This is a genomic window from Corynebacterium sp. HMSC073H12, assembly GCF_001837775.1.
In the GTDB taxonomy this organism is placed as follows: Bacteria; Actinomycetota; Actinomycetes; order Mycobacteriales; family Mycobacteriaceae; genus Corynebacterium; species Corynebacterium amycolatum.
The window spans coordinates 247,927-267,922 of record NZ_KV834027.1; the positions used below are offsets into that span (position 1 = coordinate 247,927).

At 56.3% G+C, this 19,996-nt stretch carries 18 protein-coding genes and 7 tRNA genes; 11 read left to right on the forward strand and 14 right to left on the reverse strand.

Annotated elements, in window-relative coordinates:
• Positions 1-2 precede the first annotated feature (2 nt).
• From HMPREF2708_RS03220 to HMPREF2708_RS03255, 8 genes are all read right to left on the reverse strand, one after another.
• Entirely contained in the window at positions 3-905 is a 903-nt protein-coding gene (locus HMPREF2708_RS03220; protein ID WP_070832250.1) for a phosphatidylinositol mannoside acyltransferase, read from the reverse strand.
• 11 nt (positions 906-916) lie between these two features.
• Complete coding sequence (gene pgsA, locus HMPREF2708_RS03225) at positions 917-1,618, reverse strand: phosphatidylinositol phosphate synthase (protein ID WP_070832253.1); 702 nt, start codon at positions 1,616-1,618, stop codon at positions 917-919.
• Positions 1,612-2,247 carry an ATP adenylyltransferase gene (locus HMPREF2708_RS03230; protein ID WP_070832256.1) on the reverse strand — a complete coding sequence of 212 codons (636 nt, stop codon included), beginning with the start codon at positions 2,245-2,247 and terminating at the stop codon, positions 1,612-1,614. The genes pgsA and HMPREF2708_RS03230 overlap by 7 nt, the downstream gene beginning before the upstream one ends.
• 150 nt (positions 2,248-2,397) lie before the next feature.
• Positions 2,398-4,392, reverse strand: a complete 1,995-nt coding sequence (thrS, locus tag HMPREF2708_RS03235) for a threonine--tRNA ligase (protein WP_246840322.1) — start codon at positions 4,390-4,392, stop codon at positions 2,398-2,400.
• A gap of 159 nt (positions 4,393-4,551) precedes the next feature.
• Positions 4,552-5,778 (reverse strand): Dyp-type peroxidase, encoded by a 1,227-nt coding sequence (locus HMPREF2708_RS03240; protein ID WP_070832262.1) that lies wholly within the window; start codon positions 5,776-5,778, stop codon positions 4,552-4,554.
• Between the two features lie 286 nt (positions 5,779-6,064).
• The gene (locus HMPREF2708_RS03245) at positions 6,065-6,673 is read right to left on the reverse strand and encodes a copper chaperone PCu(A)C (RefSeq protein ID WP_070832265.1); all 609 of its coding nucleotides are present in this window, start codon (positions 6,671-6,673) and stop codon (positions 6,065-6,067) included.
• 4 nt (positions 6,674-6,677) lie between these two features.
• Entirely contained in the window at positions 6,678-7,268 is a 591-nt protein-coding gene (locus tag HMPREF2708_RS03250) for a copper resistance CopC family protein (protein WP_070832268.1), read from the reverse strand.
• 185 nt (positions 7,269-7,453) lie between these two features.
• A tRNA-Val gene (locus HMPREF2708_RS03255) sits at positions 7,454-7,528 on the reverse strand.
• Between the two features lie 359 nt (positions 7,529-7,887).
• Here HMPREF2708_RS03255 and HMPREF2708_RS03260 point away from each other — a divergent pair.
• The 6 genes from HMPREF2708_RS03260 (at position 7,888) to HMPREF2708_RS03285 (ending at position 8,545) form a co-directional block, all read left to right on the forward strand.
• Positions 7,888-7,960, forward strand: a tRNA-Gly gene (locus HMPREF2708_RS03260).
• Positions 7,961-8,026: 66 nt separating this feature from the next.
• A tRNA-Cys gene (locus tag HMPREF2708_RS03265) sits at positions 8,027-8,097 on the forward strand.
• A gap of 32 nt (positions 8,098-8,129) precedes the next feature.
• Positions 8,130-8,204, forward strand: a tRNA-Val gene (locus HMPREF2708_RS03270).
• 27 nt (positions 8,205-8,231) lie between these two features.
• Positions 8,232-8,304: transfer RNA gene (locus tag HMPREF2708_RS03275), tRNA-Gly, on the forward strand.
• Between the two features lie 66 nt (positions 8,305-8,370).
• A tRNA-Val gene (locus HMPREF2708_RS03280) sits at positions 8,371-8,445 on the forward strand.
• Positions 8,446-8,472: 27 nt separating this feature from the next.
• A tRNA-Gly gene (locus HMPREF2708_RS03285) sits at positions 8,473-8,545 on the forward strand.
• Between the two features lie 334 nt (positions 8,546-8,879).
• On the opposite strand, the gene HMPREF2708_RS03290 is transcribed toward HMPREF2708_RS03285, so the two are convergent.
• On the reverse strand, positions 8,880-9,377 hold the full coding sequence (locus tag HMPREF2708_RS03290) for a ferritin (RefSeq protein ID WP_070832271.1): 498 nt from the start codon (positions 9,375-9,377) through the stop codon (positions 8,880-8,882).
• Positions 9,378-9,480: 103 nt separating this feature from the next.
• Between HMPREF2708_RS03290 and HMPREF2708_RS03295 the strand changes: the two genes are divergently transcribed.
• From HMPREF2708_RS03295 to msrB, 3 genes are read left to right on the forward strand one after another with little or no spacing between them, the layout of a single operon-like run.
• The gene (locus HMPREF2708_RS03295) at positions 9,481-10,293 is read left to right on the forward strand and encodes a dihydrofolate reductase family protein (RefSeq protein ID WP_070832274.1); all 813 of its coding nucleotides are present in this window, start codon (positions 9,481-9,483) and stop codon (positions 10,291-10,293) included.
• 11 nt (positions 10,294-10,304) lie between these two features.
• Positions 10,305-11,693 carry a glycosyltransferase family 87 protein gene (locus HMPREF2708_RS03300; RefSeq protein ID WP_246840312.1) on the forward strand — a complete coding sequence of 463 codons (1,389 nt, stop codon included), beginning with the start codon at positions 10,305-10,307 and terminating at the stop codon, positions 11,691-11,693.
• Positions 11,686-12,111: a peptide-methionine (R)-S-oxide reductase MsrB gene (gene msrB / locus HMPREF2708_RS03305; protein WP_070832280.1), complete on the forward strand. Its 426-nt coding sequence runs from the start codon at positions 11,686-11,688 to the stop codon at positions 12,109-12,111. Before HMPREF2708_RS03300 ends, msrB begins: the two co-directional genes overlap by 8 nt.
• A gap of 91 nt (positions 12,112-12,202) precedes the next feature.
• On the opposite strand, the gene hemQ is transcribed toward msrB, so the two are convergent.
• The 3 genes from hemQ to hemE all read right to left on the reverse strand — a co-directional run bounded on the left by hemQ (position 12,203) and on the right by hemE (position 15,679).
• A complete protein-coding gene (hemQ, locus tag HMPREF2708_RS03310) occupies positions 12,203-12,901 on the reverse strand; it encodes a hydrogen peroxide-dependent heme synthase (protein WP_070832283.1) in 699 nt (232 codons plus the stop codon).
• Positions 12,902-12,985: 84 nt separating this feature from the next.
• Positions 12,986-14,464 (reverse strand): protoporphyrinogen oxidase, encoded by a 1,479-nt coding sequence (gene hemG / locus HMPREF2708_RS03315; RefSeq protein WP_083321848.1) that lies wholly within the window; start codon positions 14,462-14,464, stop codon positions 12,986-12,988.
• Between the two features lie 105 nt (positions 14,465-14,569).
• The gene (gene hemE, locus HMPREF2708_RS03320; RefSeq protein ID WP_070832286.1) at positions 14,570-15,679 is read right to left on the reverse strand and encodes a uroporphyrinogen decarboxylase; all 1,110 of its coding nucleotides are present in this window, start codon (positions 15,677-15,679) and stop codon (positions 14,570-14,572) included.
• A gap of 134 nt (positions 15,680-15,813) precedes the next feature.
• Here hemE and HMPREF2708_RS03325 point away from each other — a divergent pair, with 134 nt between their 5' ends.
• On the forward strand, positions 15,814-16,404 hold the full coding sequence (locus HMPREF2708_RS03325) for a DUF3000 domain-containing protein (RefSeq protein ID WP_070832291.1): 591 nt from the start codon (positions 15,814-15,816) through the stop codon (positions 16,402-16,404).
• Positions 16,405-16,444: 40 nt separating this feature from the next.
• A complete protein-coding gene (locus tag HMPREF2708_RS03330) occupies positions 16,445-17,746 on the forward strand; it encodes an HRDC domain-containing protein (RefSeq protein WP_070832294.1) in 1,302 nt (433 codons plus the stop codon).
• Here HMPREF2708_RS03330 and HMPREF2708_RS03335 read toward each other — a convergent pair whose 3' ends face one another.
• Both HMPREF2708_RS03335 and HMPREF2708_RS03340 read right to left on the reverse strand, forming a co-directional pair.
• A complete protein-coding gene (locus tag HMPREF2708_RS03335) occupies positions 17,747-19,012 on the reverse strand; it encodes a class I SAM-dependent RNA methyltransferase (RefSeq protein WP_070832298.1) in 1,266 nt (421 codons plus the stop codon). It abuts the gene before it with no gap.
• Positions 19,013-19,146: 134 nt separating this feature from the next.
• Complete coding sequence (locus HMPREF2708_RS03340) at positions 19,147-19,926, reverse strand: DUF3710 domain-containing protein (RefSeq protein ID WP_070832301.1); 780 nt, start codon at positions 19,924-19,926, stop codon at positions 19,147-19,149.
• Positions 19,927-19,996: the final 70 nt, after the last annotated feature.

Here is a 19,996-nt window from a genome sequence, read left to right on the forward strand (position 1 = left end):
GGCTACTTTGACCTCTTCTTATCCGCTGGCCACAGTGGCTGCACCATGTGCCAATCCGCTGGATGCTGGGCAATATCAGATTCAAAAACAGTAGCGATGTCCTGGACAATGTCAGCTAGCTTGCGCCCCTCAGTCGGCACAAAAGGATGCGCTACAAAACGCCAGCCATCGCGCGTGTAGGACAGGCCCGCGGGCATAAGCCGAGCGCCAGTGTCCAATGCCAGCTTTGCTGCACCGACCGGCATGGTAGTCTGCTCGCCGAAAAAAGTGACCGGGACCCCGTGGCCGCCGAAGTCACGATCAGACAGCAGGCACACAACGCCACCGTCTTCCAATCGCTTCTGCAGTTCCGGCATTGCGGGTTTGCCACCGGTAAGCGGGAGAATGCGGAATCCGAGGGATTCGCGGTATTCCACGAAAGCGTCGTAAAGCACCTCTGGCTTCAGCCGTTCCGCCACGGTACTGAACCGGCCATGGCGGGAAACGAGCCACATACCTGCCATATCCCAGTTACCAGAATGCGGCAGTGGGATGACGATGGAATCTCCTGCCTCGAGGGCCTCAGCAACTCGTTCGAGCCCATCGCTTGTGGATTCGACCGTGTCTGCCAACTCTGGCGACGCGATGGAGGGCAACCGGAATGCCTCCACCCAATAACGTAGATAGGAACGCATGGAAGCCCGAATAAGACCTTGCGGCACTTCCTCAGGTGGACAACCCATAACGCGAGCCAGGTTCTTGCGAAGCTGGCGGGTAGTCGCGGGATTTACTGCTACACGATCGGCGGCTATGTTGCCGATACGGTAGGCCACGCGTTCCGGCAGCAGACCAAAAATCTTCCACCCGGCCATATAGCCGAGCGCAACGAAATCATCTTTAGAGCGAGGCAGGAAGAAACTAGTCATTGTATCCTCCTTTAGTTGTTGGAATCAGCCGAACCCGTGGACTTCGGAGCAGAGTCAGGGTTAATAGATGAACTATCAGCTGTGCCTTCTGGCGGGGCGATGGGATCCAACGCTCCTGGCTGCTTAGCCACCATATACAAGCGCTGGACGACGGTGAATACCGACCCAATCGCCAGGAGCCACATCGCGACGTAGAGGGCATAGTCCACGCCAAGCCCCTGGAGCCCAATACCGATTAGACCGATAATCAGGCGCTCCGCACGTTCGACGAGACCACCGTTGACCTTAAGGGCGCTGGCCTCTGCCCGAGCCTTAACGTAGGAAATGACCTGGGAAGAGCCCATGGTAATCAGTGTCAGAATAAGCAGCACTGAATCCGCGTCATGGTGATACACCACCCAATACGCTATCGCCCCGAACAGTGCAGCATCAGTAATGCGGTCACAGGAAGCATCCAGCGTCGCTCCGTATTTCGTTCCCTGCCCTCGAAGTCTGGCCATCGTGCCATCGAGAAGGTCAAAAGCTGTGAAAATAGCGATTGAAACCGCAGCTGCAAAAAGATGGTTGGTAGGAATCAGGATTACCGCAAGCAGAACGGAAACTGCAGTTCCCACCAGGGTGACCGTGTTCGGGCTAATCCCGACCCGCAAAAGTGCAGCGGCTACCGGTTCAACTACTGGGCGGATTGGAGCCCTGCCACGGACACTCAGCATGCTGCCCCATCCTCCTGATTGAGGGCACGCCAGCCGTCGGCAAGCAATTCGCGTGTCTGACGAAGCGCCTGGGGTAGCACCTTGGTGCCGTCGATCACGGTCATGAAATTGCTGTCGCCGGACCAGCGCGGCACAACGTGCATGTGCAGGTGGTCAGCAACCGAACCGCCGGAGGCCTTGCCCAAGTTGAAACCTACGTTGACGGCGTGCGGACGCGAAACCGATTTGAGAGTACGAACCGCATGCTTGGCAAATCGCATCATCTCGGCCGTTTCTTCGTCGGTCAAGTCCTCAAGGTTGGCGACTTCGCGATATGGAACCACCATGAGGTGCCCTGGATTGTATGGGAACAGATTCAAAACGGCGTACACCCACTCGCCGCGAGCGATAATGAGTGCTTCCTCATCGCTTTGCTGAGGCAAATCAACGAAGGGGTTACGGGATGGCTTGGAGTTATGCACACCACGCTTGACGATGTAGTCCAGCCGGTACGGTGCCCATAAGCGGGTGAGCCGATCCGGTTCGCCGTAACCGCTGTCGACGTACACGCCATCAGACGATTCCTGCTGGCCGGCATTGCCCTGCTGCTGCGGAGGCAACTCTTCACTTCCCGACTGATTCACTGCCATCCCCTTCGTTGCGTGGCCGGGCCCCATTCGAACCCCGACCACATATGTTTCTCTGCTGTAGTTTACGACCTCGCGGTCAACTTCTTTGGATTACCACGCGTGGTTCACCAGTTAAAACAACGCGGTCGAATTAGAGAGCGTTAGCGACCTCTAGAGAGCAGAGACATTCTCCTTGTTCGGCTGTTCGTTATTCCGCGAAGCAACCCAATCACAGATGATGTCCACAGCCTTCTCAACTTCCACCCCGTTAATCTGGGTGCCATCGAGGAACCGGAAGCTGACGGCACCTGCCTCAATGTCGCGGGCACCAGCCAGAATCATGAACGGAACCTTGGCCTGGGTATGGTTGCGAATCTTCTTCTGCATGCGGTCATCCGACGTATCTACGTGGACGCGGATGCCACGAGACTTCAGCTGTGCAGCAAAGTGCTCCAGGTGCGGGATACAGTCATCCGCAACCGGGATACCAACAACCTGTTCCGGGGCCAGCCAAGCCGGGAAAGCACCCGCGTAGTGCTCCAATAGGACGCCAAAGAAACGTTCGATGGAGCCGAACAGCGCACGGTGAATCATAATCGGGCGCTTCTTGGTTCCGTCAGGTGCGGTGTACTCGAGCTCGAAACGCTCCGGCAGGTTGAAGTCGAGCTGAACGGTCGACATCTGCCAGGTACGGCCGATAGCATCGCGGGCTTGGACGGAAATCTTCGGACCATAGAAAGCGGCTCCGCCCGGATCAGGAACGAGCTCGAGGCCAGAAGCATCGGCAACGCGCTGGAGAATTGCAGTGGACTTCTCCCAAATTTCATCCGAGCCGACGAACTTCTTTTCGTCCTTCGTAGACAGTTCCAGGTAGAAGTCATCCAGGCCGTAGTCACGAAGAAGCGAAATGATGAAGTCGAGGACACTAGTGAGCTCTTCTTCCAGCTGATCCTCGGTGCAGTAGATGTGGGCGTCGTCCTGCGTAAAGCCACGGGCGCGGGTGAGACCGTGGATAACACCCGATTTCTCGTAGCGGTAGACGGTGCCGAACTCGAACATACGAATCGGAAGTTCACGGTAGCTGCGACCACGCGATGCGAAAATGAGATTGTGCATCGGGCAGTTCATCGGCTTGACGTAGTAGTCCTGCGGAGCCTTGGTGCAGTTGCCATGTTCGTCATATTCGCCGTCGAGCTGCATCGGCGGGAACATGCCATCCGCGTAGAAGTCCAGGTGACCGGACTTCTTGAACAAGTCGCCCTTGGTTACGTGCGGGGTGTTCACAAAGTCATAGCCCGCTTCGATATGACGGCGACGGGAATGCTGCTCCATCTCGTTGCGGATGATGCCGCCCTTGACATGGAATACCGGGAAACCAGAACCAATCTCATCTGGGAAGCTGAACAGATCCAGCTCGGAGCCCAAACGGCGGTGATCGCGCTTCTCAGCCTCGAGCATACGGTCAAGGTACTCGTCAAGCGCTTCCTTGGACTCCCACGCAGTGCCGTAAACACGCTGCAGGTTATCGCGAGACTGGTCACCACGCCAGTACGCAGCGGAAGAACGCGTGATCTTAAAAGCAGGGATGTAGCGGGTGGTCGGCACGTGCGGGCCGCGGCAAAGATCAAACCACTCGGTCTCACCGGTACGCGGATTGACGTTGCGGTAGCCGGTCAAAGTCGTGCCTGCACCACCGACATCGACATTGGCCTCATCATCTTCGGACACCTTGCCAGCCGACTTTTCAACAATCAGCTCGAGCTTATACGGCTCGTCGGCAAGCGCTTCCTGCGCCTCATCAGCAGACTCGAACGCGAAGCGCTCGAACCGCTGACCAGACTTGATGATCTTCTTCATACGCTTTTCGATGCGCTTGAGATCCTCCGGCGAGAAAGGTTCATCGACACGGAAGTCGTAGTAGAAACCATTGTCGATGGCAGGGCCAATGCCCAGCTTCGTTCCAGGGAACTCCAACTGCACGGCCTGAGCCATCACGTGAGTCGCAGAGTGGCGAATGACATCGCGACCGTCCGGAGTATTCGCCGGAACGGGCTCGAAGACGGTTTCCGCTTCTGGCTTAAAGGACAGATCCTTCAAATTGCCTTCAGGGTCGCGGACACAAACGATGGCGTCAACGCCCTTGTTCGGGAAACCCAAGTCTCTCATCGCCTCGCCCGCAGAAACTCCTGCGGGCACGGAAAACGGTGCTGGGGTTGCAAATTCTTCTGACACGGCGTGCGTGTACTCCTTTTCAAAGTGTCTTCGAAAATCACATACCTGGTGACCTTCGTCAGTCGTTCACACACTTTACCGCACAGCCAAAACTCAGGCCTCGAAAAGGTCCTGCGCCCAGTACTCCTCCTCAGAAGTTCCTCGCGGCATGACAAACACAGCGGATCCAATGTGGAAAATCCACTGATTGAGACGGTCGTTCTTTGACAGCCGCTCCTGAATCGGATCGAATTGCTCCAACGGGTCCTTCTGGAAACAAATGAATACCAGGCCGGTGTTGGTCTCGAATCGACCATTCGGTTCCGGCGGCAGGTCGTAATTGTAGACCCGTCGAAGAATCCGCTGATTGGGTTTCTCCTTCGGAGGCATTGACAGTGCGACATGGCTGTTCGGATCCGTCAGAGGCAGACCATATTCATCAGTCTTCACCAGGTCGACGGTCTCAAATTCGTCCTTACCGCCTATTGGCGCGCCGGTACCGATATCTCTGCCCGTAATAACGGAGCGGCTTTCGCGGTCCAAAACGTCCCAGCCTGGAATATCCATTTCGATACGGCGGACAACCATCGCTGTACCGCCCCGCAACCAGTCAGGACCACTATCAATCCAGACCTGCTTGTCGAATTCTTCACGAGTGCGTGGGTTGACCGTACCGTCCTTCTGGCCGAAGAGATTGCGCGGGGTCTCGCCTTCCTGCCTAGAACCATTGGCGTGCTGGAAGCCAACTTGCACCCAATGGACGTCCAAATAAGAGCCCGCATTTCGGATCATCATTCGGGCCGCATGGGAGACCATTACCGGGTCATCCGCACAAATCTGCAGGCACAGGTCTCCACCGTTCCACTCCGGGCGGAGCTCATCGTTAACGTACTTTGGCAGATCCTCCAGCCACTCGGGCTTCTGGTCTTCCCTATCGATGATTGTGAAGAAGTTTTCCCCATATCCAACCGTGATAGTCAGATTGGCCGGACTCCCCATGAGCTCAGGCTCCAAGTCCGTTCGAGTAGCCTTGCCGGCTGTCATTCGGCGAGCGTCATCGGTCCAGGCACGCATGAGATTTTGGAGACGATTGCGATTGACCCCCTTCTTTACGTTGAAGGCTATTAGCCATAGATTCGCCTGTGCGGGCGTCGCAATCCCCGCCTGATGAGCCCCATCAAAAGATACGGTTGCTGTCTGCAAAGGCGGTTTCGGCGGCTCTTCCTGTGGACGTTCCAACCCAATCGCCTGGGCTTCCGGCGCCCCCAGGGCGAGCGCTGAGGCTCCTGCGGCGGTGCCGAGCCCGCCAAGAAAACGCCTTCTGGAAAAGCCTTTGGACATGTTGTGCACTCTTACCTTTCTGATTACTTCGAACTGGAGCACATGAGGTGGCTGGGAATCCGCCGATTTTTCAATGGCTTCAACGCAACCACTGGCCTATCCAATTCGACCGTATCGAAAACCTTTTTCGGAAAAAGAAAAGCGCCGGAGTTCGATGCATTTGCCGCAATAACCTGCCAACTCCAGCGCTTCTGCCACCATTAGATCCAGTTAATCAATTCCTCGACGTACCTGAGCTCACGCCCGCTTTACGACGAGCCATTGCTTGACCAACTTGTCACAAGAATTAGTGGCCCGAGTGATCCATCTCACCGCCGCCCATATGCTCTGGGTTGTTCAGGTCACCGTCATTACCGTAGTCCTCTTCACCCGCCGGCTGGACACGAACCTCAACGTCCTGGGTGATGCTAGAGCCGTCGGAAAGCTCAATGACGAGCTTGTACTCAGCTCCCACATCCATAGCTTCATCATTGTCCATGATCATGAAGTGAGTGCTACCCGGTTCGAGAACGAGTTCACCATTAGCCGGAATCGTCAGACCTTCCGGCACCTCGAACATCTTGCCGTCCTTGGTGTCGTGCTGCTCGAACTTCGTGCCCTCCTTCAGCCCCTCAAGCTTGAAGGAGGAAACCTTGATGTCCTTATCGGTGTTGTTGGTCAGCGTACCGAAGATGGCGGTCATGCCCTTGTCAGCCGGTTTTTCCTTGATGTAGGCATCGGCCAGCTGCACAGCAGCATCGCTCTTGTCCATCTCAGAAGTAGCCTCGGTCGCAGTGGAGGTTGCGGACTCAGTCACCTCAGCAGCAGTGTTATCGTCGGATGAGCAACCTGCCAGAGCAAGGGTCAGAGCTGCGGAACCAGCAATCAGTGCAGTTGCAGTGCGATTGAGCTTCATGTGCCTATTTTGCCTTTCGATTAATAACGGTGACGACAGCGGCGATGATGACGATGAGTCCACCACCGAGGCCATAAGCCCATAGCGGTATTGACTTCGTTTCCTCGGCGTGCGCACCGGTTTGACGAGATTCTGCCCCAGCTTCGGCTGCGCCAGCAGCATCCGGATCAGCCACTGAGAAAGAGGTCTTTCCTCGGGTGGAGTGACCATCAGAGGAGGTAATCTGGAAACCAATAATGTAGTTGCCAGGCCCTGGATTAATCTCCTCAGGAATATCCAAAGAGACCTCATTACCCACTACTTCTGGCTCGTGGGAGTACAGGACTTCCTTGGCATCTGCATCACTAATTGCAACGGTGTTGAAATTGTTCTTGGGGTTGCCGGAGAACTTGAGAGAAACGTGGTGCGGAAATTCATCGAGAACCTGCTTGTCACCTGGATTCGATGACAGGACGGAATCATGAGCACTCGCAGGGGCTGCATTGATAACGGATGCGCCGGCAAAGACCGCAAGCGCCGCAGCGGCGGCTACTGCACGTCGGAAACCCGACTTTGAGAACCGAAACGTTTCGCCTGAAGCGACCCGGGGACTCACTAGAACAGTTCAACTCCTTTAAGCGGGACAGTTCGAGAAGAACAGCAGTAGTCTGACCGCTGCCCTTATACCTATTGTCGGATGGTAGCCCAGAAAAGTTCCCGAGAGGGACGAATATAGTTCAGGTCACACAGCAAAACCCCGGCCGCGCCGTTTTTATACGATGCGTCGACCGGGGTTTTAAATGGTAGTCCCAACTGGGTTCGAACCAGCGACCTTTCCGGTGTGAACGGAACGCTCTTCCACTGAGCTATGGGACTCGGACAGAAAAGCACTAAGCCTTTGCTGCTCTGCGGAATAAGTTAGCACGCGTTTTGGAAATTTCCCTAATTGAGTTGCATTGCGTTTGCGATTACGCAGTTCGAAGATTTTTTACCCCACCGATGGAAGTCCATGACGATAGCGACTCGATAGCCGTCCAGTAACAAACCCGCGAAAGCGAATAAATGACATTGTTGCGATTCAGAGGCATCAAAGATTGGTCTTTAGCCCTACACCCACAGGCACAATACAGATGTTCACCTGGTAATTTGTAATCAATCGCACAATCACGCTAAAGTATCTTTCGCACCGCAAGGGAGCAATTGAGATTCTCTTTTCGCCCTTCTTGCAACGCGATGCGGATGTAGCGCAGCTGGTAGCGCATAACCTTGCCAAGGTTAGGGTCGCGGGTTCGAGTCCCGTCATCCGCTCTGGTTTCTCAAGAAGTTAGGCCCTGTGGTATAACTTCGAGGCAACCACTGAGGCGGCAGCCTCACGGTGGAATGGCCGAGTGGCGAGGCAACGGCCTGCAAAGCCGTGTACACGGGTTCGATTCCCGTTTCCACCTCAGCAGAGATTCCTTACCGGTTTCGATGTATTGCGCGATTAGCTCAGTGGGAGAGCGCTTCCCTGACACGGAAGAGGTCACTAGTTCAATCCTAGTATCGCGCACCACGTAAGCCCTTATGGGCGAACGTATTTGCGGATGTAGCGCAGCTGGTAGCGCATAACCTTGCCAAGGTTAGGGTCGCGGGTTCGAGTCCCGTCATCCGCTCAGTGCAAAGCCCCCTTCTCTTAGAAGGGGGTTGCGCATGAAAGCTTTCATATAGCTTTTAACCCAGCGCGATTAGCTCAGTGGGAGAGCGCTTCCCTGACACGGAAGAGGTCACTAGTTCAATCCTAGTATCGCGCACCACGTAAGCCCTTATGGGCGAACGTATTTGCGGATGTAGCGCAGCTGGTAGCGCATAACCTTGCCAAGGTTAGGGTCGCGGGTTCGAGTCCCGTCATCCGCTCAGACTAACTCCCTCCCGGGCATCCGGGAGGGAGTTTTCGTTTAACCTCAGTCAAGCAACCAATTTCATTGAGCCCTACCGCTCCCCCGTGTTTAAGTAGCAAGACATGTCTTCCACCGGGCGGCTCGGCTGCCAAGTTTTCCAATTCGGCGGGCTTTGCTGAGCAGCTCACTCGCTTGGGACTATGAATGATCAGCCCATGGCAGCTCCACGAATTTAGGTTTGACTAGACGCCAAGCCCATCGATTGAGACTCCAGCTGAATAGAAATGACCGCCCCAGGAACTTAGCCCTGGAGCGGTCTTTTCTATCAAATTTGTGAACTGAACTCGAGGTTACGCTGCGTCGCGAGCGCCGAGCTCCTTGTCCAGGCGCAGCAGGCCAGCGCCATCGTCACCCAGAATTTCCAGACGACCGATGATGCCGCGGACGGTGTCCTCTTCCTCAATCTGCTCAACTACGAAGCTATCCAGCAGCGGACGAGAGTCGATGTCACCTTCGCTGTCAGCAAGGTTGCGGAGGTTACGGATAGATGCCGAAACCTTCTCCTCGTGCTCGAGCGCAATGCGGAATGCATCGATAGCGGATGTGACCTTTACCTCCGGCGCCTCGACGGCGCCGATCTGCGGGCGATTGTCGCGAGCGTCAAGGTGGTTAATGAACTGATTGGCGTGATCGACTTCCTCATCCGCCTGTGCACGCATCCACTCTGCCATGCCGGAGAGATCCAGCAGGTCCAGCTCGATAGCGAGCTGACGGTAGACGTGCGAAGCGGTGAACTCCATAGTGATCTGGTCGTTGAATGCCTTTTCAAGGGTATCTGTGAGTCGCATACCTTCACTATAGGTAAAACCCTCGTAAACAACAACGATTATGGCGCTGCCCTTATAAGCCAGGCCTTGCCTATTTCGCAATCGTGAGCTTAACCTCGGCGGTATGGCTACACTCACATCCGCAAACCCATCTACCGATGAAATTCTTCACTTTCTTTCCCGACCAGCACAAACAACACCTGCTTCAGCGCCGGAGCTCCCCGCCACTCCCACAGTTACCGCCATCGCCGTCACCAGTATGGACGGACGTGGCGCCATCGAAGGCACCTCAGGACAGCTTGGCAATGACACCGACGCCACAATTTTCAACACGCTTCGAGCGCTTGCCGACGTCGTTTTCGTTGGTACAGGCACCATTGCGGCCGAGGGTTACGGGCCAGTTGAGATACCGAAGTACCTAGAGACCGTTCGACAGGAGCTAGGTCGCTCCGAGCACGTTGCGATGTCCACACTCTCGCGCTCGTTGGACTTGGACGTAGAGTCCGACTTTTTTACAAACGCAGAAGTCAATCCTCCGATAATCTTCACCCCGACTGAGGACATTTTTAATAGCGAAGAGGAAACAGCCGCGCACGAGAACAAAGTTAAAAAGATTGAGTCAGCCGGGGCTCGCGTCGTTAAGCTCCCTGACCCCTCGATAGAAGCGGCGTTGGCGTGGCTGGCTGAACATGGGTATCGGGACATTGTCGTAGAGGGTGGGCCGACGATGTACCGAGAAGCATTCAAAAACGGGTGCGTCGACGAACTGTTCCTGACGTTGTCGCCGACGTGGGTGGGTAACGGTCCCCTGACTTTCGGCGAGAACGACCCTGATGAGGACGGGAACTCGACGAACCCGCAGGCTTTTGAGGTGCGAGATATCCTACGTTCCGACTCACACATCTTCCTACGCTATTCCCGCAGCTTCACCCAGTAGGGTGGAGTATTGTGAGTAAACCAAAAATCGACGTGAGCGCAAGCGCAACGGCATTAACGCAAACGTCCAAGGAAACGCCAGAAACACCTTCGGTGGCTCCACACCCTCTGTCTCGGCACGTGTCGCGAGGACTCAGCGCTTTCTTGTGGCCTATCGCAGCTGTGGTGATTTTTCACCGCACCTGGGTTTTACCGAAAGACGTTTCTGGCACAGATGACTTTACGACGGTCTGGTCGGCAATTAATCGATTCGTATCGCAGGTACCCGTTTATTCGGAAGACTACGTAACAGCCGATCCGCACTATCTGTATTCCCCAGGCGCTACTCTACTTTTAGCCCCGATTGATTTGTTCGGCTCACTTGAATCGGGCCGAATCTGGTTTGCGGTATTTCAGTCAGCTGCAATCATTGCGGCAATTGTGTTGCTACTCAGGTGGCTTGGTATTGCGCGCTCCGGTCCCATCATTCCAGCGTCGATAGCACTGCTCTACCTCACGGAACCCGTTACCAACACCCTTGATTTTACGAATGTCAACGGTTCACTGTTCCTTGCCTTAGTGCTGTTTTTTATTGCACTGACCGAGCGACGCAATATCTTGGCCGGTCTGATTATCGGTATCGCAATCACCATCAAACCCGTATTCTTGCCAATGCTGTTCCTACCGTTCATGCGCAGGCAGTTCTCTACGGTACTGATCGGTATCGGGGTGGTAATTGCAGCCAATGTCATTGCGTGGCCGCTCATGGTGCAACCACGTGACTACCTAGATATCACTATCCCCTACCTGGGAATTGTCCGTGACTTTGCAAATGCTTCACTGACTGGGCAGCTTGTTTGGCTGGGTGCCCATCCGACACTGATTTTGCTGTGGCGGATCTTTTTCGGCATTTTTGTCTTGGTATCTGTCGTGCTCCTTCTTCGCTGGCTCGAAAGGGATGAGAAGTTCTGGATTGCAACGACTTCCGGAGTTCTATTCACCGGCGCGTTCTTCCTTTCCAGTCTGGGACAGCAGTACTACTCGATGACGCTCTTGCCAATGGTTCTCACCGTGCTTCGCCCATTGGTTCTGGATCGCGACAATGAAGGAAATATTGGTTCGACTGTCATGTTGAATTGGGGAGCAGGACTCGGAGTCGTACTCTGTTTCTTCTACGCTAATTGGTGGATTGATGAGGATGACCTCTTTTTCCCGTGGTTCACGGTTGCAATCGGCGGTATTGGCTGGGCCGTTCTTATCCTCTCCATCACGGCAGCACTCATTCGAATGACGATCGTGGATGCCGTCAATGGGCGTAGCTTTGCATCCGGCTTCAGCTGGCTGGGTGACTGGAAGATCGCAGGCAGGAAGTTTAATCAGGAATCTGATCTCAAGTCTGAGGAGGCTATTCAGAATGGTTGATTCGCATAGCGAAGACTGGAATCTGAGCGAAGAAGAATGGCGCGAACGCCTCAGTGCCGCGGAGTACCAGGTTTTGCGTCAGGCAGGTACTGAACGCGCCTTCACCGGCGGGTACACCGATACTAAAACTCAAGGTGTATACCGCTGCCGGGCTTGTGGTTACGAGCTGTTTCGCTCGAACGAGAAGTTCGACTCTCACTGCGGTTGGCCATCTTTCTTCTCTCCACTAGCAGGAGACCGCATTATTGAGCGACGAGATACGAGCCTCGGTATGGTCCGCACCGAAGTACTGTGCAGTCGTTGCAAGTCTCACCTCGGCCACGTCTTTGAGGGAGAGGGATACAATACTCCAACCGACCTGCGTTATTGCATCAATTCAATTTCACTCACGCTGGAACCGGACAAGACGGCTGAATAACTGGATAAAGAAGCAGCGCCGCTGGTCACAATCCCGTCAGTTAACGGGGCTTAACCAGCGGCGCTGCTGATTCTCACGTAGATTGCGCGGGCTACGGCAGAACGTTGATAATCTCCGCGATGTCATCGACGCGACGGCCCGTGTGGAACGGAATCTCTTCGCGGACGTGCAGACGAGCCTCGGTGTAACGCATCTTCCACATCAAGTCCACAATGCGGTCGAGCTCCGGCCCCTCGAATGCAAGGATCCACTCGTAGTCGCCGAGTGCGAACGCCGGGACAGTATTGGCGCGCACATCCGGGTAGTCACGACCAGCCATACCGTGTTCAGCAAGGATGCGACGACGCTCGGTCGGCTCCAGCAAGTACCAGTCGTAGGAACGGACGAATGGGTAAACCGCAATCCATCGTCCTGGCTCTTCACCCATGATGAACGACGGCAGGTGCGACTTGTTGAACTCAGCTGGACGGTGCAGCGCAGCGTTCGACCAGTGCGGGATGGATGCCTGGCCCAGCGGAGTCTCGCGCAGGAAAGCGTTGTAGAACGCCTGCAAATCTTCCAATTTCTCTGCGTGAATCCAGAACATGAAGTCAGCTTCAGCACGCATAGCCGAAACGTCGTAGAAACCACGGATGATCAGATCAGTGTCTTCGTAACGAGCCAGGAATTCCTTGGTCTTAGCCACTGCCTCTTCGCGGTTATCACCGAGTGCACCAGGGGTCACCTTGAAGGCAGACCACATGGTGTAGCGGATGGTGTCGTTGAGCTTCTTGAAATCGAGCTTCGTCATTAGTTGTCTCCTAGTTCGGTTGAAAAGTCTGTTTAAAAACGATGGTTCAGCGCCAGTTTCGTACTCAGCACCAATCTCGCGGCTTTATCGCAGCTCCGCGGCAATCTTGCTAGCCGCAGCCTTGGCGTTGGAAATACACTCCGGAATGCCCGGTCCACTGAGCCATGCCCCTGTTGCTGCGAGCTTAGGCACCTCGTCCAACTCCTGGCGAGCAAAATCCATCAAACCTCCATGCCCCATATCGAAGCGTGGAATCCCTGCCCACCAACGCTGGACGAAAACCGCTGTCGGTTCAGCATCAAAGCCAGTCGCCTTAGCCAAATCCGCCTTTGCCCTGGCGATGAGGTCCTCGTCGCTGCGATGCACGTGCGAGTCATCATCAAAACGGCCGAAACTTGCCCTCACAACGGCACCGTAGCGCTCACCAATATGTGGCCACTTTCGGGACGACACTGTGAAAGCTTTTGCGGACAGGTCCGCACCAATCTCACACAACACGCCGTTGATCTCCGGCAGTCCGTCCGACGTGTCGAAACACATACCGACCACCGCCGAGTTCGACGTGTCTACCCCACCGATAAGCTCTGCCGCCTCTGGAGCAAGGCTGCTCAACAGCTCTGATGTCGTTGCAGAAGGTGCCGCCAGGACAACACCGTCGACGTCGATAGTGTTAACGCTCGTGCCGCTTTCCGACGGCGCTTCCACTGTCACCTCAAAGCCATTGTCATGCTGCCGCAAGCCGGCAGCCTTCGTCGACAAGAGGAGTTCGGCTCCCGATTCGTCGGCAAGCGTGTTGTAGAGAACCTCGAAGCCATCTCGGAACGTTTGGAAGACCACCGGTCGCTTTGTCTTCGCAGAGTCTGTCGCAGCCTCACTGCTCAGACGCGCCTGCTGCGCCTGCTTACGTGCTTCCAGAACGCGTTGGACAGCGCCGGTGAGGCTGACATGATCACCGACACTGGCCATTTCATCAAGCGCTGCCGCCAGCTGTGGGATGGTCGCACGCAGCCCCAGGTCGTATGCGGTGGTTGAGTACACGCCCCCGAGCAGCGGGGAGACGATGCGGTCAACCACTTCTTCACCGAGACGCGCCGCGACCAGCTGGCCGACATTCATGTCGTCGCCCAGTACCCAGTGCAAGGCTGGAGTGAGCTCGGGGTTCGACTCGGCATCAATCTTGGCAAGGGTGGCCTCGCTGAGGAGATAGCCCAACCCCTCTGAGCTTCCTGGAATACCGGTGACCGTATTGCGCGGAAGGTCCTTGAGCTCACCGCCAATGTAGAGCTTGGAAGGCAACCCCGAAGGGGCGACTAGCTGATCCGCCAAACCGAGTTCCTTGAAAAACTCGGTCGCATCGTGACGGAATGCCAGATACGCCTCAGCGCCCGCTTCAAGAGGGCCGTTAGCTCCTGGTCGAGTCTTCAGCTTGCCGCCGACCTGTGCACTGGACTCGATGACAATAATTCTTGCGGCGGGTCCGAGCTTTTTACGCAACTCATACGCTGCGGTCAGGCCGGAGATACCGCCACCTACGACGGCAATGGTAGAAGGTTGTGCAACCACGGTATTTCGTACGCTTTCTCTATGCCCGCCCCTCGAGCAGGCACGGTCGATAAGACTTGTAGGAAATTAGCTAGTGCGTGTTTTACACGCCTGTTTCGTCGGCTTTTACGTTGCGTGAATGATTTCAACGGCGCGCGTAATCGCGTCGGCATCGGTATTCGGTAGCACCCCGTGACCCAAGTTGAAGATATGTCCACGGGCATCACCACGCTTAATTGCACGGTCCGCTTCAGAACAGATGCGCTGAATCTCTTGGGTCATTGCAGCTTCACCGGCAAAGAGAATCGCCGGGTCAAGGTTACCCTGCAATGCAAGGCTGTTTTGCGCCGGGTCTGCGCCTCGGTGAACGTCGGAAAGCGTGGCACGAATGCGGTTGGCAGCAACGTCCAGTGGCACGCGCCAGTCGACGCCCATGACTTCTGGGCCGGCTTCAGCCATAGCACCGAGAAGCTCGCCGGTGCCCACACCGAAGTGGATGCGCGGAATGCCGGCGTCGGCGACGGCCTGGAAGATTTCCTTCGAGTACGGCAACACAAAGCGGCGGTAATCGCGCTCGGTGAGATAGCCAGCCCAGGAGTCGAAGAGCTGAATAGCGTCCACACCAGCGCCAATCTGCGCGCGCAGGAAAGCAATCACCATCGGAGTGACTTTCTGCATCAGGTGATCCCACAATTCAGGATCCGAGTGCATGAGCGCCTTAGTGCGCTCATGATTGCGGGATGGACCGCCTTCAATTAGGTATGACGCCAAGGTGAACGGCGCACCAGCGAAACCAATGAGCGCCTGAGCCTCAGTCAGCTCTTGCAGAATGAGGCCGATGCCCTCGGCCACCGGAGCGAGTTGCTCTTCCGTGATTTCCGGTAGTGCCTTGATGTCTGCTTCCGAGCGCACCGGAGTATCCATTACTGGACCACGGCCAGGAACAATATCCAGGTTGACACCCGCGGCCTTCAGCGGCACGACGATATCGGAAAAAAGAATCGCAGCATCAACGTCGTGCCTACGTACCGGCTGCATAGTAATCTCAGCGAGCAATTCCGGACGGAAGCAGGAGTCCAACATTCCGATGTCCTTGCGCACCTCACGGTATTCAGGCAGTGAACGACCGGCTTGCCGCATAAACCACACCGGGCGGCGCGAAGGAGTTCGACCGTAAGCTGCATCAAGAATCGGGGCATCAGTCAAAGTGCGACGATTGTTCATACGGACAATCATGCCCCACTTACCTTAGAAATTAATGTGTGGGGTACTAAGAACAGGGAAATCGCTCGCCCTGCTGTGCGTTTTCGACAAACCGCTTGGTCGCTTTCCGCTCTTTTCGGCGCGCCTCCCACTAACGCAAGCGACATATGGCTAAGTTCAGGCGCGTGAATGGAACCGATTCAACGCCACAGAACTTCCGCGCCGCGGTCGAGTCAATGCACTCTGCTGAACTGCGACCTGAGATTGCTCTGGGCACCGTTCGGCCACCGCAGAAGCTGGCACCGTTTAGCCACGCTGTCTCGCTTGAGGTCACGCAGCCCGAAGCTGATATTGTCCCCGAGTCCTCGGACGATGATGCCTTTGGTCGTTTAATTTTGCTGCACGATCCCCGCAGTGAGGAAACCTGGGACGGCGATATGCGCTTGGTTGCATACATCCAGGCAGATATGGATGCCTCCCTCGCGGAAGATCCGCTGCTTCCCCAGGTTGCCTGGCAATGGCTCACCGAGGCTCTGGCTGAGAACAACGCCAAACTGTCAAACTTGGGTGGCACGGTGACAACTACGAACTCTGTCCGCTACGGCGAGATTGGCGGCAAGCCACAGGCCTTTCAATTGGAAATGCGCGCATCGTGGACTGCTCGTGGCACCGACCTGCGCACTCACGTTGAATCCTTCGCGCAGGTACTAGCGAACGTCGCTGGCCTGCCACCCGTCGGCGTATCCCTGCTGGGTTGATACCGGCAACTGCTAATACCGACGACCGAAGAGGCGTGCGATGAGCTCCGATGTGGAAACTAGTCCAAACGTAGAAGTAAGACTTGCCCCGGCCGAAGGAACTCCACGCGTGCTTTCCGACATCGCCGACATTATTGATGCCGGTGAGCAGCTGGCCAAAGGACACGGTTGGCTCGCCGTCGATACTGAACGAGCTTCGGCATATCGCTACGACGACCGCGCCTTCCTACTTCAATTTCGCCGCCGTGGAGCGGGCACCTTTCTTATCGATCCCGAAGACGGACGCAAGGCGATGGCCGTTTTCGGTTCCTCAGTCAACGACCTGACCTGGATTATTCACGCAGCTCATTCTGACCTTCCCTGCCTCGCAGCTCTGGGCCTCTACCCCACCAAAGTCATTGACACTGAGCTGGCCGGTCGCCTTCTCGGGCTCGAGCGAGTCAACTTAGCAGCTCTGACAGAACGACTCCTCGGAGTTGGACTTGCTAAGGGGCACGGTCGAGAGGATTGGTCTACTCGTCCGCTGCCATCGGATTGGCTGGACTACGCAGCCCTGGATGTCGAGCTGCTCATCGAACTCGCCGAAGTTCTTTGTCAGGCGCTGGCTGAGCTCGACCGTTTGGAATGGCTAGAGCAGGAATGCGCACGCGAACTCGCTATCAACCGTAAATACCTCGATGGTCTACACGTCGGACACTCGTGGCAAGGACTCAAAGGCATTGGGAAGCTGCGCACTCCCGAACAACTCCACGTCGCCCGTGCACTGTGGACTGAGCGTGACGAAATCGCGCAGCAACGTGATGTCTCCCCAACACACGTCATGGGGCACAGCGTTCTACGTACAATCGCAGAACAACTCCCAGGTACGCAGCGTGAGCTGACTGCAATCCGTGGATTTCCACGTCGCCGTCGCGGTGCTGCGGACGCATGGTTGAAGGTCGTTAATGAAGCCCGTCAGGAACCCAGGTCATCATGGCCGAAGCCTCAAAAGCCGCCTCGCAACGAGATGCCACACTTTCGGCGTTGGGCTGAACATGCCCCACAAGCCGCCGAGATTTTCGAAGCCACGCGAGACTGCATCGACAACGTCTGTGCCCAAATACACCTGCGCAAAGACACACTCATCACTTCCGCGCAGACACGTGAACTGGTTTGGTGGATTCACAGCCGCGCAGTCGGCTCATTCGTATTCCGCCACCACGACAACTACGCTGGCGGCCTGCCAGCCGTTACAGAAATCTCCGCCCACCTCAGCGAACAGGGTTTCCGCCGATGGCAGGCACATTTGCTTGCCGACGTAATCGGCGCCAACGTCCTTGCGCCCATGCGGCACCCACTCTAGCTACAGCTGCTCTAGCACCGCGATGGTTTCAAAGTGATGTGTTAGGCCAAATGCGTCTACGACCTCGAGGTGTTTGAACGCGTAGCCGTGGTCAGCCCAGTACCGGGCATCGCGGGCAAAAGTCGCCGGATCGCAACCGAAATGTACAACCGTGCGTGGCTTGGCCTCAGCAATAGCGGCAATGGCATCCTTACCGGCACCGGAGCGCGGAGGGTCGAGAACGACGACATCCGGGTTTGGTGTTTCCTCATTAGCAACTTCGCGGCGCACAACCTTGGTGACATCCCCAGTAACGAACCGGACTGGTGCCGCAGGTGTCGCATTCCCACTGTGGTCAGCTGCAGTGAAGGCCTTGCGCCCCGCCGTCGCTGCCGCGGCAAACCCCTCGACAGAGAGAATTGACCCCTCAGCATCTACTAGCTTGCGCAGTGCCGCCGCCAGAACGCCTGCGCCGCCGTAGAGATCCCAAGCACAGGAGAAGGACTGACCGGCCAACAGGTTAATGATGCGCGAGCCATAGAACTCAGGAGCATGGCGATGAGCTTGCCAAAAACCGGTAGTCGGCACATCGAAAGTAATGCCGTGAACAGTGTGCTGTGTGGTTGGCTCGCCTTCAATCACTGTTTGCTTGCGATTCCGGCCGCTGCCGGAGACGTACACAGCGCTTCGGTTACCCTCGGCATCCATTGCCACATGGAGTTCTCCCAGCTTCGGCGTTTTGCGCCCTCTACCGCGAGCGGGCTCAGCGACGGGGATGGTTCCGGCCGTCGTAAAGCCAGCGATGAGATTGGGTACTGTCTGGGCACACTCGGAGCCGATGACGAGATTGTGGGAACGAGAACGACGCAGACCCGCTCGCCCCTGGGAATCCACACCTAGCCGCACGCGCGTTCGCCAGCGGGAAGTGGGCGCAAGTGGAACGACATCGATAGCTGGCAGCTCGTCGGTGGTGAAACGTCCCAGACGGCGCAGGCAATCAGTCAAGACATCAGCCTTGAGACGCGCCGCGTGCTCAGGATCAATAAAACCCCAGTCGCAACAACCCGCGCCCTGCCGAGCTGCTTCGCAACGCTGCGAAACTCGGTGCTCTGAGGCATCCAGAACCTCAACGACATTGCCGCGCCACAGCTTGGCATCAGGTTTGGCAATTTCGACAACAACGCGTTCGCCGGGGATGCCGCCGGTGACGAAACCGATACGTCCGTCATAGCTGGCAATGAATTCTCCGCCGGCAGCGGGACGGTCAATAGTCACTTCGATGTTCACGCAGTGTGATACTACCCGCTGACAAGAGAAAAGCCGCCGTCGGGTGACGGCGGCGGGCAGTGCACAGTGGCACCTGCAAATCCTCTTCTAACTGGTCAAGCAGCTAGATTCTCTCTGCTGGCGAGTTGACCAAACTAATTGGTGGAACCATCCGGGTTGATACCAGTAGCGCCCGGCACCTGCCCAGGTTCACCTTCAGCTTGAGCAGCCTGGGCCTGCTGCTGGTATGCCTGACGAATCTGCTCGGCCATCTGCGACGGCAGCGTAACCGGAAGCGGCTGACCTGCCGGCATCGGGTTCTCACCGCGAGACACGAAGCTACGGGCAAGGAGACCGCGGGCGAGATCCGCAAGTTTTTCCGCCCGATCAGCCGGTCCGGAGGCCGTCATGCGAAGCATCCAACGCGGGCCGTCGGCGCCGATGATTCGCATTTCCATATCGGAGGTGCGGCCAACGACCTCAGACCCCCACGGCCCCTGTTCGACGTGGACATCGAGGCCATCGGACTCAAGACCGTCCTTGATTTCCTGAGCAGATTCCTCCCAGAGGCCACCCGACGTCGGAGCAGCGAATGCTACAGGAGTTACGCGGCCATGCTCAGTGGCGACGTGCAGCATAGTTGGACCTGTCGGCCCCATCTCCACCTGAATATCACCAACGTGAGGAATAGGCAGCAGCATCGAACCGAGGTTCAAACTGGCCTTCGCGAAGTCCGAAAAATCAAACTGCGTCGGGCTAGCGCTGTTGATATCGAAGGGGCCGTTTGCTGGTGCATTCTCCGCGGTGACTTCCGACGCGTCGTCATTCAGGGTTGCGGCAGCTTCCTCAGAAGCTGGCGTCGCAGACTCGGTGGTAACGGCGTCTGCCTCGGCAGCTGGTTCTTCTGGCTGGTTCTTCTTTCCAAATGGCCACATGGTGGTTTATTGACACCTCGCTAAAAAGAAATCTTTGTATACGCCTTTGTAAACGCTTTATTGAGCTCTT

Bases quoted from the DNA above. Each gene is read 5' to 3' on its own strand.
- HMPREF2708_RS03240 (WP_070832262.1), bottom strand. From the start codon at position 5,778: ATGTCCAAAGGCTTTTCCAGAAGGCGTTTTCTTGGCGGGCTCGGCACC.
- hemQ (WP_070832283.1), bottom strand. From the start codon at position 12,901: ATGACGAAGCTCGATTTCAAGAAGCTCAACGACACCATCCGCTACACC.
- msrB (WP_070832280.1), top strand. From the start codon at position 11,686: ATGGTTGATTCGCATAGCGAAGACTGGAATCTGAGCGAAGAAGAATGG.
- HMPREF2708_RS03230 (WP_070832256.1), bottom strand. From the start codon at position 2,247: ATGGCAGTGAATCAGTCGGGAAGTGAAGAGTTGCCTCCGCAGCAGCAG.
- HMPREF2708_RS03325 (WP_070832291.1), top strand. From the start codon at position 15,814: ATGGCTAAGTTCAGGCGCGTGAATGGAACCGATTCAACGCCACAGAAC.
- HMPREF2708_RS03290 (WP_070832271.1), bottom strand. From the start codon at position 9,377: ATGCGACTCACAGATACCCTTGAAAAGGCATTCAACGACCAGATCACT.
- HMPREF2708_RS03330 (WP_070832294.1), top strand. From the start codon at position 16,445: ATGAGCTCCGATGTGGAAACTAGTCCAAACGTAGAAGTAAGACTTGCC.
- HMPREF2708_RS03340 (WP_070832301.1), bottom strand. From the start codon at position 19,926: ATGTGGCCATTTGGAAAGAAGAACCAGCCAGAAGAACCAGCTGCCGAG.
- HMPREF2708_RS03295 (WP_070832274.1), top strand. From the start codon at position 9,481: ATGGCTACACTCACATCCGCAAACCCATCTACCGATGAAATTCTTCAC.
- pgsA (WP_070832253.1), bottom strand. From the start codon at position 1,618: ATGCTGAGTGTCCGTGGCAGGGCTCCAATCCGCCCAGTAGTTGAACCG.
- HMPREF2708_RS03245 (WP_070832265.1), bottom strand. From the start codon at position 6,673: ATGAAGCTCAATCGCACTGCAACTGCACTGATTGCTGGTTCCGCAGCT.
- hemE (WP_070832286.1), bottom strand. From the start codon at position 15,679: ATGATTGTCCGTATGAACAATCGTCGCACTTTGACTGATGCCCCGATT.
- thrS (WP_246840322.1), bottom strand. From the start codon at position 4,392: ATGAGAGACTTGGGTTTCCCGAACAAGGGCGTTGACGCCATCGTTTGT.
- HMPREF2708_RS03220 (WP_070832250.1), bottom strand. From the start codon at position 905: ATGACTAGTTTCTTCCTGCCTCGCTCTAAAGATGATTTCGTTGCGCTC.